Origin of the sequence: Streptomyces sp. NBC_00310, assembly GCF_036208085.1 — a bacterium.
Taxonomy (GTDB): Bacteria; Actinomycetota; Actinomycetes; order Streptomycetales; family Streptomycetaceae; genus Streptomyces.
This window is the reverse complement of record NZ_CP130714.1, coordinates 8,547,782-8,563,290: the sequence shown is the minus strand read 5'-3', so window position 1 is coordinate 8,563,290 and position 15,509 is coordinate 8,547,782. Positions and strand designations below refer to the sequence as shown.

The window sequence follows — 15,509 nt, the reverse complement described above, 5'->3', positions numbered from 1 at the left end:
GTGGGGCTTCTCGCGCAGTTCCCCGCACCCCTAAAGGGCCGCAGGACCTTCAAGGGGCGCGGGGAACTGCGCGAGCAACCACGACGGACCCGCAGCTGGGGTCGAAGGGGCGCAGCCCCTTGAGGATGGGACGGGTAGGGGCGGCGGGGGCGAGGAAAGCCGGGGATCAGCCGGGACGGAGGGGCCAGGTGCGGACGGTGGTGCACTCCGCCCGGACGATCTCCGCCGGGATCTCGGAGTCCCCCGTCCAGCCCGGTACGTACACGGCCGCCCCGGCGGGCAGCGGCAGCACACGCAGCCGCAGCCCCTCCGCCCGCAGCGCCTCCGCCGGCAGCCGGTCGAGGCCGATGTCCCAGACACGGCCCGCGTGGAACTGGTCGGCGACGAGGCGATCCCCCACAGAGGCGCGGCCCACGTCGCCGGTCCAGTGGACGCGGAGGAGGGTGCCGGGCGGTGGATCGTCCGGCAGCGCGATGGCGTACTCGGCGGCCACCGTGTCGAAGTACTCGTCGGCAGGCACACTCGCCCGTCCCCGTACGCCCGTCGTGACCGGCGGCGCCTCGCCCGCGGGTCGGACCAGGGTGACCGGCAGTACGCCTTCCGTGCCGCCGGGTCCGCGGCGCCCGTCGTCCTCCGCCACCACCGTGTAGCGGACGAACACCCCGTCCGCCGCCTCCTTCACCATCGCCCCGGCCACCACCGGAGCCCGCTCCGGGGCGGGCAGGACGGCGAACGACGGTTCCGGGGCCGTGCTGTGGACGCGTACCTCGTCGGCGTGGGCGTCGAAGACGACGCCGCCGTCGGCGAGGACGAGCCGCTCGGCGCCCCAGGCCGGGCCCCGGTAGGCGGTACGGGCCGTCGCCGCGTCCAGGACCAGGAGGCCGACACGGCCGCCGTCGGTGGTGTCGACCTCGACCAGCGCGTCCGTGCCGGGGCGCAGCCCGGTCACCAGGATGCGGTCGCCCGCGGTGGTGACCTCGCCCGACGGTGCGCGGACCGTCGTCACCGTGCGGATGTCCAGGGCGAGTTCGGGGGTGATGCCGTCGGTCGCGGCCAGGACCAGGACCGTACGGCCGCGCCCGTCGTCGACCGTGCAGACGGGCTGCGCGGTGGCCCAGTCGAGCCGCAGCCCGGCGACGTCCAGCCGCAAGGGCCAGCAGAAGTAGGCCCCTCGGGGGATCGTGACAGGTGCGCTCGGCAACGACAGAACGTGCCCGGCCGAACTCGCGGAGCCGGCCGGGCCGGCCGAGCCGGCAGAATCCTCCGCGCCCTCCGCGCCCTCCGCGCCCCCCGCATCCGCCGGGCTCCCCGGGAGCTCGATCGTGAACGTCGTGCCCGGGTGGTCCGGCAGCGGCTCGTGCGGCTGGTGGTTGTTGACGAAGAGGAAGCCCGATCGGCCGTCGCCGCGGACCGCCCACCGCAGCGTCTCCCGGTCGTCCTGGCCTGCCGGCCGCCGCTCGGGCAGGACCGAGTCCATCGGGGCGATTCTGTGGCCGAAGTCGGCCAACAGAAGGTGTTGGAGGCGGAGTTCGTCGTAGGAGGGGCGGTACTGGCCGTACTCGCCGAGGGGGGCCTGGAAGTCGTAGGTGAGGACGGGGAGGTCGTTGGGACAGCCGGTGGCGTGCGACTCCTGGAGGGTGGTGAGGTCCCCCGGCGGGTTCGTGCCGCCGTGGAACATGTAGTAGCCCTGCCAGACCGATCCGCAGCCGATCTTGGTGAGGCCGAGGGCGCCGATGTCGGCGGCGTCGACGCGCGGCCGACGGTGGTAGGACACCGCCATGCCGCCGCCCAACTCGCAGGTGGCCCAGGGGAATCGACCGGCCAGCGCCTGCGGATCACCACCGCGTACCGTCGTCGGACGGAGGTCCGCGCCGATGCCCTCGTCGTCGCGCTGGTGGGTGAAGAAGAAGTGCTTGCGGCAGGTGTCGGGCCAGCCGCCGTCCGCCTCGGTCCAGAAGGTCTCGGTGTAGCCGCCGTAGAGGGGAAGGAGTTCGTCGGGCGGCAGTCGCACGCCGCCCCAGGCTGTCGACGTCCAGAGGGGAGCCGACAGGCCGGCCTCCTGGGCCATCCGTTTCAGCGTGAGCAGATGGCCCGGCTGGTCGTACAGCTCGTTCTCGATCTGGATCGCGACGATCGGGCCGCCGTGGGAACGGTCCAGGCCGTGGAGTTGTTCGGCGATCGCCGCGTACCAGGTGCGGACGGGGGCGAGGTAGGCCGGGTCGTCGGTGCGGGGTGCGTCCGTGCGGGCCAGCACCCAGTCGGGCAGGCCGCCGCCCCGGACCTCGGCGTGGACCCACGGGCCGATGCGGGGGACGAAGTCCAGGCCGTGGCGGGCGCAGAGTTCGGCGAAGCGGCGCAGGTCGCGGTCGCCGTCGAAACGGATGCGGCCCTCGGTCTCCTCGTGGTGGATCCAGATGACGTACGCCGCGACGACCGTCACCCCGCCCGCCTTCATCTTCAGCAGTTCCTCCTCCCACTCCCCCGCCGGGTAGCGGGTGTAGTGGAACTCGCCGGAGACCGGGAACCACGGACGGCCGCCCCGTGTCAGCCAACGGCTGGTGACCTCGATGGGATCGGCGGCCTCCGGCGCGTCGACGAAGGGGAGGTGGCCGCGCAGGGGCGGCTCCTGCCCGACGGGGAGCCGTAGATGGTGGGCCGACGCCATCAGGGCTTCACCGGGCCCAGGTCGGGTGTGTCCGTGAACTCGGCGCGGGAACTGGTCGTGGCGTTGAGCTCCAGCAGCACCAGGTCGTTGGCGCCGGGGCGCAGGACCGGGGCGGGGACGTACAGGGTGCGCTGCGGGCCCCGGTTCCAGTAGCGGCCGAGGTGGAAGCCGTTGATCCAGGCCTGGCCCTTGGTCCAGCCGGGCAGGGCGAGGAAGGTGTCGGCGGGGGTGTCGACGTCGAAGGTGCCGTGGTGGAAGGCGGGGACGGTGACCGGGGTCGCCTCGGCGGAAGCGGGGGCGAAGGGAACCGTGGACAGGTCGGCCAGCGGCAGCCGGTGGGTGGCCCAGCCGAGCAGGGCGGTGCCGTTGAAGGTGACCGGGCCGAGCAGGCCCTTGGCGGCGCCGATCCGGGGGCCGTAGTTGACGCCGCCCATGTTCTCGACCAGGACGTCGAGTGTGGCGCCGGGGGTCGGGACGCGCAGGGGCAGGGTCTCGTCGTGGCGTTCCCGTTCCAGTACGCCCACCGGGGCGCCGTCCACGAAGACCTGGGCGCGGTCGCCGACACCGCCGGCGAAGTGGAGCAGACCGTCGCCCGCCTCGGGGAGGGTCGTGCGGTAGAGGGCATAACCGGAGCGCTGCCCCAACTCCTCCATCGTGAGCGGGTGTTCGGTGCGTTCCACCGGGGCGTCGAGGGAGGTCGCGTACGGCAGCAGGGGTGCCTGTCGGTTCAACTCCACGGTGATTCCGGAGAGTTTGGGTGCGGGGGCCGGGGCCGGTTCGTCCGGGACCGGGGCATGGCGGGCGATCACCTCACGGAAGGCGTGGTACTTGGACCCGGGGTCGCCGGACTCGGTGAGGGCGGCGTCGTAGTCGTAGGAGGTGACGATCGGGGCGTAGCACTGGTCGTGGTTGGCGCCGTTGGTGAAGCCGAAGTTGGTGCCGCCGTGGAACATGTAGATGTTGACGGAGGCGTCGGCCGCCAGGAGTTTGTCGAGGTCGGCGGCGGCGCTCTCCGCGTCCCGCACGTGGTGCTCCTCGCCCCAGTGGTCGAACCAGCCGATCCAGAACTCCGAGCACATCAGCGGCCCTTCGGGCATGTGGGCCCGCAGCGCCTTCAGTGACTCCTCGATCCTGCCGCCGAAGGTGGCGGTCGACAGGACGCCGGGCAGGCTCCCGGCGGCCAGGTGGTGGCCGGAGCCGGCCTGGTCGCAGGTGAAGAGCAGCTCCTCGACGCCCCGGGACCGCAGCGCCTGGTGCACGTGCTTGAGATACGCGGTGTCGTCGCCGTACGCCCCGTACTCGTTCTCGACCTGGACGGCGATGACGGGGCCGTCGTTGGCGGCCATGTACGGCAGCAGCGGGGGCAGCAGGATGTCGAGGTAGCGGTCGAGGGCGTCCGTGAAGCGGGGGTCGCTGGAGCGCAGCCGGATGTCGGTGTCCGAGGTGAGCCAGGAGGGCAGGCCGCCGCCGTCCCACTCGGCGCAGATGTAGGGGCCCGGGCGCAGCAGGACGTGCAGGCCCTCGGCGCGGGCCAGGCTCAGATAGCGGGGCAGGTCGAGCAGTCCGTCGAGGACGAGCGGGCTGTCCGGGTCGGGCTGGTGGAGATTCCAGGGGACGTACGTCTCCACGGTGTTGAGGCCCATCAGCCGGGCCTTGCGCAGCCGGTCGGCCCACAGGTCGGGGTGGATGCGGAAGTAGTGCATCGCGCCGGAGATGATCCGGAACGGTTCACCGTGGAGGAGGAAACCGTCGGTCGATGTGGTCAGAGCGGGCGTGCGCAAGGCTGTTTCCCTTCGGCTGGGGCGTACGGCGGGCGACGGCAGGGACGGATCCGGCGTACGGGTGGGGGGCTCGGGCGTACGGGTGGGCGGCTCGGGCATTCGGGTGGGCGGCTCGGGCGTACGGGTGGGCGGCTCGGGCATTCGGGTGGGCGGCTCGGGCGTACGGGTGGGGGCTCGGGCATTCGGGTGGCTGGGCGGGGTCGGTTCAACCGGGTCACAGGGCAGGCGGGTCGGTGCGGGTGGCGCGGATCAGCCACAGGGTGGCCAGCAGGCACACGGCCGAGACCGCGCAGAGCAGCAGCGGGACCGCGCGGACGCCGGACCACTCGATGGCCTTGCCGAGCGCCGGGCCGGCCGCCACGCCTCCGATCATGGAGGCGGCGATGACGAGCGCGCCGGCCCGGCGGGCCCGGGGTGCGGCCGCGTTCAGCCAGGGCAGTCCGGTGGGGAAGATCGGGGCGATGAACAGGCCGACTCCGGCGTAGGCGTACGGGGCGAGCCAGGGCACCGAGGCCAGCAGCAGGCAGACGGTCATGCCGGCGCAGGAGACGGTGATGATCGCCTGGGGTGAGTGGCGCAGGGCGAGGGGGGCGACCAGGAAGCGGCCGACCGTCATCATCAGCCAGTACACGGAGGTGGCCGTCGCGGCGGCGCCGGCGCCGTATCCGACCGTCTCCAGGTGGGTGGGTTCCCAGCCGCCGACCCCGGCCTCGATGCCGACGTGCAGGACGTAGAGGGTGACGAACACGGCGAGCACCGAGCCCAGGCTGCGGCCGCGCGCGGACCCGCCCGCCGTCGTCCCGGTCGTGCCGGTCGTGCCGGTCGTCCCGGTCGTCCCGGTCGTGCCGGTCGTGCCGGTCGTGCCGGTCGTGCCGGTCGTCCCGGTCGTGCCGGAACCGGGCTGGGGCACCTGGTCGCGGACGCCGCGCAGGCAGAGCAGCAGCGGCAGGTTGGCGGCGGCGAAGGCGAGGAAGAGCGCCGGATAGTGCTCGGCGCCGACGGCGGCGACCAGGGCCGGGCCGAGGATCGCGCCGATGCCGAAGTGGGCGTTGAGGATGTTCAGCATGGCGGTCGAGCGGTGGCCGAAGCCGACGGCGAAGAGCTGGTTGAGACCGTAGTCGATGCCGCCGAAGCCCAGTCCGGCGAGCAGGGCGGCGGCCAGAGCGGCCGGCCAGTTCGGGGCGAGGGCGAAGCCCGCGGCGCCGAGGGCCATCAGCAGGTACGAGGTGCCGAGGATGCGCCGGTTGCCCATCCGCCCGTAGAGCCGGTCGAAGAGCAGCACGCCGGCGACCCCGCCGACGAAGTGGGCGCTCAGCCCGAGTCCGGCGGCCGACGGCGACAGGCCGAACTCGTCACGGAAGGCGGGGATGGCGGGGCCGTAGAGCGCCTGGAGCGCGCCGATGAGGACGAAGCCGACACAGGACGCGACCACCGCGGCAGGGCTGAACACCCTTGCCTCCGGGGCCGGTCGGATCTGCCTCACCTCTTGCGCGGTCGGTGTGTCGGGCACGCGGGACTCCACCTCTCCGTGACGGGGACCCTCGCAGTGTTACCGGTAACATCACCGCCGTCAAGATCCCCCGCAGGCCTGGGTGACGGGTGCGGTACGGGAGAGGCGGGAGGGGCTCGGGAGGTGGTCGGCCGAGCGGGGCGAGGGAGGGAGCGGCCCGCTCGTGGCGGGTGGAATTTCCCGGCGGTGGCTCCGTGGACTGTGTTTCCATGCAGCCGTGAAGAGTGAGAGCAAGGCCGGTGGACGTGCGACCCCTGTTGTCCGGTATCGGACCGATCGCGATCTCGGGAACTGCGCCCCGGTGCTCGCGGAGGTCCACGAACGCGACGGCTATCCGCTGAACCGGCCCGACCGGCCCGCTGAATGGCTGACGCCGCCCTCGCTCGTCGCCGCCTGGGTGGTGGAACTCGACGGCCGGATCGCCGGTCATGTCGGCCTGTCCCGGAGCGGCGCGGACGACGCGGCGCCCGGACTGTGGAGCGCCCGTACGGGTACGGGCGTCGACGAGACGGCCGTGGTCAGCCGACTGTTCGTCGCTCCGTCGGCCCGTGGCCGGGGGTTCGGCGCGTTGCTCATGGCCCAGGCCGTCGCCGAGGCGCGGCGGCGCGGTCTGCATCCGGTGCTCGACGTGGTGGCGTCCGACACCGCCGCGGCGGCCCTCTACGAACGGCTCGGCTGGCAGCTACTGGACACGGTCGAGCAGCGGTGGAGCGCGGACCAGACGGTGACCGTCCGGTGCTACGCGGCGGCGCCCTGATCGCAGCGTCGGCCCCCGGAGTGGCCTGAGCCGGGAGCGGCAGGGCGGGCGCGCCCGGGAGCGGGTTCCGGGCGCGCCCTGCGGGAGGGCTGGTCAGCAGATGCTTTCCGTGCTGTTGACCAGGCGGTTGTTGCGGATGGTGGTGTTCTCGCCGCAGGGGCTCTCCCTGACGGACGAGTTGGTGACCGTCAGGTTCTGGACGGTGATGTCACGGTTGTTGGCGAACTCCGATCGCGCCGCGAGCCGGATCTCGCCGCCGCCGGAGACCGTGCCGCTCTGGGCGGCGAGGTTCACGTTGTAGCAGTTCTCGATCAGGATCGCGTTGTTGCCGGTGTTGGTGAGGTTGACGCGGTCGATGACCGCGCCGCCGCTCTCGGAGACACAGAAGACGCCGCGTCCGCCGCCGCGCGCGATCACCTCGCCGACCCGGATGTTGGTCGGGTACGAACTGCCCACCCGGCCGTTGCGGTTGGCCATGCGGAAGGCCGCGTAACCGGTGCCGGCGCCCGCGCCGTCCGCGTCGACCTTGGTGACCGTGGCGTTGATCGTCTGGTTGAGGAGCAGTCCTGACTCGCCGACGTCGCGGGCGGTCACCGTGCCCACGGTGAGCCCGTCGACGCCGTACGTCTCGACGGCGTGGCTGCTCGCGCCGGACACGTACACGTTGTCGATCCTGACGTTCCGCGTCCACTGGCTGGTGTCGCCCCGGTTGTCGATCCGGACGCCGAGGCCGCGCGAGAGGCGCATGTCGAGCTGGCCGAGGACGACGTTCTGGACGTTGCGCAGGAAGATCCCGTACAGCGGGGTGCCGGTGAGGTTGAGGTGCTGGACCTCGATGTCGCGGGTGCCGCGGGAGTAGACGGGCGCCTGGTCGCCGGAGCCCGTGCCGGTGACGTTGATCGTGCCGCACACGTCGAGCACGGTGTAGCTGGGCAGCGAGACCCGGGAGCCGGCGCCGATGGATCCCGAGCCGCGCACGACGACGCGCTCCTTCGAAGTCCGGCCGGAGGTGAGGCTGTTGACGGCGGCCTGGATCGCCGCGCGCATGTCGGTGCCGGTGTACGTGACGCCGCTGCCGCGCCGGGCGGTCCAGGTGGAGCCGCTGAGCACGGCCTCCGCCTGGTACGAGCCCTCGCCGCACGCCGCCGCGACCCGCGCCTCGGCGGCCACCGGGGCCGCGGCGAGTTCCGGGGCCGGGCTCGCGGGTGCGGTCAGCGCGGCGGCCCCGGTGAGCAGGGCGGTGGCGCAGGCCGCGGTGGCGAGGGCTCGTGTGCGGCGCGCGGTGGGGGTACGGGGGTCCACCGCAACCACGGTCATGGCAGCGGAGTTTGACACTCCGTCAGATATGGCGGGCATGGCGGTGTCCGTGGGCTGGGCTGCGGCTCTGCGTCCCATTTCGGCTTCTCCTGTGGGGGGATCGGCGCGCCTGCCGTGCGTCCGCCGTCCGCCGCGCACTCCTGGTCGAACCCGAGTAGAACCTGAGTCGACCCAAGTCGAACCGGATTCGACCGGGTCGTCCACGGTCGGGGGACCCGACGGGCCGATGACCTGGAGTGGCGCGGGCGCGTACGGGACCGGGCCGTACGGCGGTGTTGCGGCAGGCGATCCATGTGGCGGGTCGCGAGTGTGGCAAGCGCTTTCCCCCGGAGTCAAGGGCCCGGAGGCGGAGTCCTCCGTTCCCTCACGTCACTCACGCGTCATCGGCGGCTCGGCAGGGGTCTCCTTGGCGGGCCCGAAGAGAACGGCCCGGGCCACGGGCGGGGCGAACAGAGCGCCGAGCGGTTCCTTGAGGGAGACGACGGAGCGGAAGGCGCGGCCCACGACGGGGTCGCCCGGGACGCGTTCCTGCACCCGGCGCAGATACCAGCCGGCGACGCGGTCCGCGGGCCGGACGGCGACCGCGTTGCCGATCGCTCCCGGCATCTTCTTGTCCGCCCCGGCCGAGATGTCCCACGCCTGCCGCGACGCCGCGAGCAGCGCCCGCTGCACCCGGCGGGTGGTGGGCGTACGACGCGGGTCGGCCAGCGCGTCCCGCAGGGCCACGGCGCTCAGCGCGGCGACGGCCATGCCCTGCCCGTAGATCGGGTTGAAGGTGCACAGGGCGTCGCCGGTGGCCAGGAATCCGGCGGGGCGGCGGCCGGGGAGGTCGTAGCGGCGTCGTACGTTCGCGGTCCGCCGGAAGCCGGAGACCGGCGACAGCGGCTCGGCTCCGCGTATCCAGCGGTGCACCACGGGGTGCGGCAACCGCTTGGCGTAGGCCTCGAACTCGTCCTCGTCCGTGGGCGGTTCGTCGCCGCGCAGGCCGGAGAAGGTGGCCAGGTGGGTGCCGTCCTCCAGGGGGACGACGACGGCGCCGTACGGCTGTGCGGGGTCGGGGACGATGTGGAGGCCGAGCGCGTCGGCGGACGGTTCACCGCCCAGGGTTCCGCCGGTGTCGCGGTAGACGCGGGAGGCGTACGCGAGCCCCGTGTCGATGATCTCCTCGTGCGGGGCCTCCGCTCCGACGGCCGCCAGCCATCGCGACGCCTTCGTGCCGCGACCGGTGGCGTCGACGACCAGGTCGGCGGCGAGTTCCCGCTGTTCGTCCCGGGCTCCGGCACCGCGCTCGCGCACCAGCACGCCCCGAACGCGTGTGGCGTCCCCGAGCAGGCCGACGGTGTCGGTCCCCTCGACGAGCGTGACCGACGGCTCGGCGAGGACCCGACGCCGCACCAACCGCTCCACCTGCGCCCGCGACCCGGTGTGTATGTGGATCGACGCGGGCACCCGCCGGAACCAGCGGCCGTTCTGGAACTGCACCATGTCCGCCGGCATCCCGACCCGCGGCGCGCCCGCCGCCTTCAGCTCCGCCATGAACCCGGGCAGCAGCGCGTCCAGGGCGCGTTGGCCGCCCTCCAGCAGGACATGCGGGTGCCGGCTCTGCGGTACGCCCGGCCGGGACGCCGTCCCCTCCTCGTCCTCCTTCGGGAGACGGTCCCGTTCCACGATCGTCACCCGCTCGGCGTGACCGACGAGAGCCCGCGCCGCGAGCAGCCCCGCGAGGCTTCCCCCGACCACCACCGCGTGCCGCCCGGCCGGTCCGGCGGCGTCGACCGAGTCGACCGAGTCCCGAAGACCGTTCTTCCGTACCGAGTTCACCGACTCCACCCCTCTTTTCGGAGACCTATTCGATTTCGATGAACAGCTGTATCACCGGCGGCGGCGACCCGGCGGGGCGGCGCACCGGTGACGGTGCCGAGCCCGGCTCCCTCAGGGGCGATGACATGCGCGTAACTCTGGGTAAGACGCGGAGTCACGTATGGTCATGGGGCGGGGAGAAGATACGAGATACGAGATACGAGGAGGGCCAATTGGCGCTGGAGCCGGTGCGGTTCGCGGTTCTGGGGTCGGTGCGGGTGGAGCGGGCGGGTGCGGCACCGGCGTGGGGACGTCCGCAGGAGAGGGCGCTGTTGGGGCTGTTGCTGGTGCGGGCCGGGCAACCGGTGGCGGTGAGCGAGATCGTCGATGTGCTGTGGGGGAGACGGCCGCCGGACAGTGCCGTGAACGTGGTCCGCCGTCATGTGGGTTCGCTGAGGCGCATGGTGGAGCCCGGTCTGCCCAACCGTGCCGTCGGCCGCTGGCTGATACGGGACGCGGGCGGATACCGGCTCCTGGTCGACGCCGACTCCCTGGATCTGCTGCGGTTCCGCGCGCTGCGGGACGAGGCGCGTCTGGTGGGTGGCGACACCCGCGAGTCGGCGGCGCGGGTCGTGAAGCTGCTCACCGAGGCCGTGGGTCTGTGGCGCGGGCCGGTCGGAGACGGGCTCCCCGCCGAGGTGCGGGACCGCGCCGGGTTCGGGGCGGTCGATCGTGAACGGCCGGCGGCCGTACGGGACGCGGCCGACGCGGCGCTGCGCGCCGGCTGTCCCGCCGCCGTCCTGCCGATGCTCCAGGAGGCCGCGGCCGCAGACCCGTTGGACGAGCCGCTGCTGGCCCGGCTGGTGCTCGCGCTGGCCGCCACCGGGCGCGAGGCCGAGGCGCTGGGCACCTACCGGGCCGCCCGCGCGAGGCTCGCCGACGAGTTGGGCATCGATCCGGGGCCGGAACTCCGCGACGCCCGGCAGGCTGTACTGCGGGCCACCGGGCGGGCCGACGGGACGTCGCACAAGGACGATCCGCACCACGCAGGTCCCCACAGCAGCGGTCGGCACGACATCGGCCATCACAACACCGGTACGCACAGCACCGGTACGCACAACACCGTCACCCACAGCGCCGGTTCGCGTCGCGCAGCCGCTTCCTCGGAGGCCGCGACCGCGGCGGCCGTGACCACGGCGGCCGGCTCTCCGACCCCGCACGGCGCGGCCCCCGTACCCGCCGCCGTTCCCGCCCAACTCCCCCACGACCTACCGACGTTCACCGGGCGACGCGCCGAGCTGGAGCAGGTGTTGGCGCTCCTCGCCGACCACGACGGCGACAGCCACGACGGCGACGACGGCAATGTCGATGTCGATGTCGATGTCGATGTCGATGTCGATGGCAATGGCAATGTCGATGGCAATGTCGATGGCGGCGGTGACAGCAACGACGGCGACGGCGTGCGCCCCGCCGGCACGGTGGTGATCAGCGCGATCGGCGGTATGGCCGGGATCGGCAAGACCACACTCGCCGTGCACTGGGCACACCGGGTCGCCGACCGGTTCCCGGACGGGCAGCTCTACGTCAACCTCCGGGGGTTCGCGCCGTCCGGTGCGGTGATGGGCGCGGGGGAAGCGGTGCGGGTCTTCCTCGACGCGTTGGGGGTCCCCCCGGAGCGGGTCCCGCACGGGGTGGACGCCCAGGCGGCGCTGTACCGCAGCCTGTTGGCGGGCCGGCGGTACCTGGTGCTGCTGGACAACGCGCGGGACACCGAGCAGGTGCGGCCGCTGCTGCCGGGTACGCCCGGCTGTCTGACCATCGTGACGAGCCGCAACCAGCTGTCGGGCCTGGTCTCCGCGCACGGCGCCCACACCCTGGCGTTGCGTCCGCTGGACGCCGGGCAGGCGCGGACGTTCCTCGAACGCAGACTGGGAGCCGGACGGCTCGCGGGTGAGGCACGGGCGGTGGCGGAGATCGCGGCCCTGTGCGGGGGACTTCCGTTGGCGCTGGCCTGTGTCGCGGCGCGGGCCGCGGCGCACCCGGGCTTCCCGTTGTCGGCGATCGCGGCGGAGCTGCGCGCGGCGCACGGCAGCCTGGACGCGTTCAGCCGGACCGACGCGTCCGCGAACGTCGGGGCGGTGTTCTCCTGGTCGCTGAGTGCCGTGTCGGCCGAGGCAGCACGCCTCTTCCCGCTGCTGGCACTGCATCCCGGCCCGGACTTCTCCGTGGCGTCGACGGCCGCGCTCGCCGAGCTGCCCGTACGCCGGGCGCGCTCGCTCCTGACCGAGCTGGCCGACGTCCACCTCGTGGGCGAGCCCGCCCCCGGCCGGTACGCCCTGCACGATCTGCTGCGCTCCCACGCGGCCGAACTCCTGGCGGATCAGGTCCCGGACGCCGGGCGCGAGGCGGCCACCGAGCGGCTGTACGCGTACTACCTGCACAGCGCGCACGCCACCGAGCCGCTGCTCGCCCCGTACGCGGACCCGATGCCACCGGGCCCGCCCCCGGCCGGCCTGCGCGCCGAGCCGCTCGTCGGCCACGCGCAGGCGCTGGCCTGGCTGACCGCCGAGTATCCGGTGCTGCTCGCCGTCGTCGGGGCGGCGGCCCGGTCCGGCCGCGACCGGGCGGCGTGTCTGCTCGCCTGGGCGCTGGAGCCGTTCTTCGACCGGCGGGGGCACTGGCACGACTGGGCGACCGTCCAGCGGATCGCGCTCGACGCGGCGCTGCGCATGGCCGAACCCGCCTGGGAGGCCAGGGGCCTGCGCGCGCTGGCCCGGGCCGAGAGCCGGCTCGGTCTGCACGGGTCGGCCCGCCCCCGCCTCGACCGTGCGCTGGAGCTCTTCACCGGCCTCGGGGACGACATCGGGCGCGCCGACACCCATCGCAGCCTCGGCTGGACCCGCGACCAGGAGGGGGATCTACCCGGCGCCCTCCACCACAACCGGCTGGCCATGGAGCTGTTCCGGAACAGCGGCCGTCGTGCCGCGTACGCCAGTGTCCTCAACTCCGTCGGCTGGTACCACGCGCTGCTCGGCGAGCACCGGGAGGCCCTGAACCACTGCCACCAGGCCCTGCCCCTGCTCCAGGAACTCGGCGACCGCTACGGCCAGGCCGCCACCTGGCACACCATCGCCTACGCCCACCACCACCTCGGCCGCCACCCGAACGCCCTCCTCGGCTACGGCCACGCCCTCGCCCTCTACCGGGAGTTGGGCGTGCCGTACCTGGAGGCCTGCACCCTCGTCCACCTCGGCGACACCCATGCCGCGATGAGCGACCACGACACCGCCCGCGAGGTGCGGCAGCAGGCCCTCACCCTTCTCATCACCCTCGGCCACCCCGACGCCGACCGGGTCCGGTCCCTGCTCACCGCGAGCGAACGATGCGGGTGACCGGCGCCCTCTCCCTGGCGAGGACCTCGCGTGAGGTGCCGGGCCGGGGCGGGCCGATCGGGTCGACCTCAGCCAACCGACTCGCTTCTGTGGGGACGTGATGTGGGGGACGTGATGCGGAGGGACGTGATGCGGTTCGACGTACTGGGACCGCTTCGGGTGCGCCGGGGCGAGGAGGAGCTCGACCTCGGTTTCCCCCAACAGCGAGCGCTGCTGGGGCTGTTGGTGGTGCGAGCCGGTCGGTCGGTGCCGTTGGGCGAGATCGTCGACGTGCTGTGGCCCGAGCGGGCGCCGGCCAGCGCGCGGAACGTGGTGCGCCGCTACGCCGGTTCGCTGCGTCGGCTGCTCGAACCCGGGCTGCCGCCCCGGGCTCCCGGACGACGGCTGCTGCGCCGGGCCGGGGGCTATCTGCTGGAGGCGGGCGAGGACGAGGTCGACCTGCTGCGGTTCCGCGCGCTCACCAAGCGGGGCAAGCGGGCGGCGGCCACCGGACGGTCCGAGGCGGCGTCGCGGCACTTCGTGGACGCGCTGAGCGAGTGGCGCGGTCCGGTGGCGATGGGGATCCCCGCCGCCGTACGGGAGCACACCGTGTTCGCCGCAGTGGAACGCGAGTTGGTTCACACGGCCCGGATGGCCGCCGACGCGGCGCTCCTCGGCGGGAGGACCGAGCAGGTGCTGCCCCGGCTGCGCCAGGCCCTCGAACTCGACCCGCTCGACGAGTCGTTGCACGCCGCGCTCGTCTTGGCCCTGGCCTCCTCCGGCCTCCAGGCGGAGGCCCTGGCCGCGTACGAACGTGTACGACGGCTGCTGGCCGAGGAGTTGGGGGTGGCACCCGGCACGGAACTGGCCGCGGCCCACACCCGGGTGCTCCGGCAGGAGTGGGGGCCGGCCGGTCCGCACCCGGCACCGGGCTCCCCGGCGGCCCGGACGGCCGGACCGCCGGGACCCCCTTCGAACACGCCACGGCCCGGACCGGCTTCCGCCCCCGCCGCCGGCCTCTCCCCGCTGCCGCCCGACCTCCCGGCCTTCGTCGGCAGACGGTCCGAACTCGGACGCCTGGCAGAGCTCACGGACGCGGTCGCCGTCTCCGCCGGGGCGCCCCCGACCGTACGCGCCCTCCACGCGGCGGCGCCCGCCACCGTGCTGATCAGCGGGATGCCCGGGATCGGCAAGACGGCCCTCGCGGCGCACTGGGCACGCATGGCCGCCGGACGCTTCCCCGACGGCCGACTCCACGTCGACCTGAGGGGGTTCGACGCGGTCGAGGCACCCCTGGACCCCGCGGAGGCGCTGCGCGGGATGCTCACCGCGCTCGGGGTACCGCCCGCGCGTATGCCGGGCCGCACGGACTCCCTCGCCGGCCTGTACCGGAGCCTGTTGGCCGGCCGGCGGCTGCTGGTCCTGCTGGACGACGCGGCCGACACCGAGCAGGTACGGCCGCTGCTGCCCGCGTCGCCGGGCTCCCTGACCCTGGTCACCAGTCGCAACGGGCTGTCGGGGCTGATCGCTTCGGGCGCCCATCCGCTGCGCCTGGGCCTGCCGTCGGCGGCGGACGCGCGGGCGATGCTGGCGGCACACCTCGGGCACGACCGGCCGACCGCCGAGCCCGAGGCGGCCGACGAGATCGTCGCCCGGTGCGGCCGACTGCCCCTGGCCCTGCGGATCGTCGCCGCCCGCGCCACCGGCCGCCCCGGCCGCCCCGGTCTCCCGCTTCCGGCCCTCGCCGCCGAGCTGCGTCACACCCGGGACAGCCTCGACGCCTTCGCCGACACCACAGGAACACCCCACACGGGTACGGCCTTCGCCGGCGCCGCAGGAACACCCCACACCCGTACGGCCTTCGCCGCCCCCGGAGGGACGCCCGACTCCCCTCCCGGCCCCGTCGGCCCCGTCGGCACCGATGAGAGGTTCCGCGCCCCCAACGGCCCCGCCACCACCGACGTCGGCGAGACGCCCGACCTCCGCGCCGTCTTCGCCCGCTCGTACCGTCGTCTGCCGCCGGAGCACGCCCGGCTGTTCCGTCTGCTGCCGCTGCACCCCGGCCCCGACCTGGACCCGGACACGGCAGCATCCCTGGCCGGCCTCCCGGCCCGTCGGGCCCGGCTGTTGCTCGACGACCTCGCCGACGCCCACCTCGTCACCGAACACGCGCCGGGCCGCTACGCCCAGCACGACCTGCTGCGCGTCTTCGCCGCCGAGCGGGCCCGGACGTACGACTCGCGCACGGGTGACGTCTAGCCCCTTCATGGCGTGATGTGCCGGGACGCTCCGGGCCGTGGGACCGGGT

Annotated in this window: 8 protein-coding genes; 3 read left to right on the top strand and 5 right to left on the bottom strand. The window is 73.8% G+C overall.

Annotated elements, in window-relative coordinates; translation table 11 throughout:
- Positions 1–166: 166 nt before the first annotated feature.
- The 3 genes from OG202_RS37470 to OG202_RS37460 form a co-directional block, all read right to left on the bottom strand.
- Complete coding sequence (locus OG202_RS37470; protein ID WP_328224234.1) at positions 167–2,665, bottom strand: beta-galactosidase; 2,499 nt, start codon at positions 2,663–2,665, stop codon at positions 167–169.
- The gene (locus OG202_RS37465) at positions 2,665–4,446 is read right to left on the bottom strand and encodes a glycoside hydrolase family 35 protein (RefSeq protein ID WP_328224233.1); all 1,782 of its coding nucleotides are present in this window, start codon (positions 4,444–4,446) and stop codon (positions 2,665–2,667) included. Before OG202_RS37465 ends, OG202_RS37470 begins: the two co-directional genes overlap by 1 nt.
- 214 nt (positions 4,447–4,660) lie before the next feature.
- Positions 4,661–5,896 (bottom strand): MFS transporter, encoded by a 1,236-nt coding sequence (locus OG202_RS37460; protein ID WP_328224232.1) that lies wholly within the window; start codon positions 5,894–5,896, stop codon positions 4,661–4,663.
- A gap of 277 nt (positions 5,897–6,173) precedes the next feature.
- On the opposite strand from OG202_RS37460, the gene OG202_RS37455 reads away from it, so the two are divergent.
- Positions 6,174–6,713, top strand: coding sequence for a GNAT family N-acetyltransferase (locus OG202_RS37455; protein WP_326575704.1), 540 nt, complete (start codon positions 6,174–6,176; stop codon positions 6,711–6,713).
- A 93-nt stretch (positions 6,714–6,806) separates the two neighbouring features.
- On the opposite strand, the gene OG202_RS37450 is transcribed toward OG202_RS37455, so the two are convergent.
- Both OG202_RS37450 and OG202_RS37445 read right to left on the bottom strand, forming a co-directional pair.
- Complete coding sequence (locus tag OG202_RS37450; RefSeq protein ID WP_328224231.1) at positions 6,807–8,030, bottom strand: hypothetical protein; 1,224 nt, start codon at positions 8,028–8,030, stop codon at positions 6,807–6,809.
- A gap of 369 nt (positions 8,031–8,399) precedes the next feature.
- The gene (locus OG202_RS37445) at positions 8,400–9,773 is read right to left on the bottom strand and encodes a monooxygenase (protein ID WP_328224763.1); all 1,374 of its coding nucleotides are present in this window, start codon (positions 9,771–9,773) and stop codon (positions 8,400–8,402) included.
- A 290-nt stretch (positions 9,774–10,063) separates the two neighbouring features.
- On the opposite strand from OG202_RS37445, the gene OG202_RS37440 reads away from it, so the two are divergent.
- Together OG202_RS37440 and OG202_RS37435 are read left to right on the top strand one after the other, a co-directional pair.
- Positions 10,064–13,222 (top strand): AfsR/SARP family transcriptional regulator, encoded by a 3,159-nt coding sequence (locus OG202_RS37440; protein ID WP_328224230.1) that lies wholly within the window; start codon positions 10,064–10,066, stop codon positions 13,220–13,222.
- A 114-nt stretch (positions 13,223–13,336) separates the two neighbouring features.
- A complete protein-coding gene (locus OG202_RS37435; RefSeq protein WP_328224229.1) occupies positions 13,337–15,460 on the top strand; it encodes an AfsR/SARP family transcriptional regulator in 2,124 nt (707 codons plus the stop codon).
- Positions 15,461–15,509: the final 49 nt, after the last annotated feature.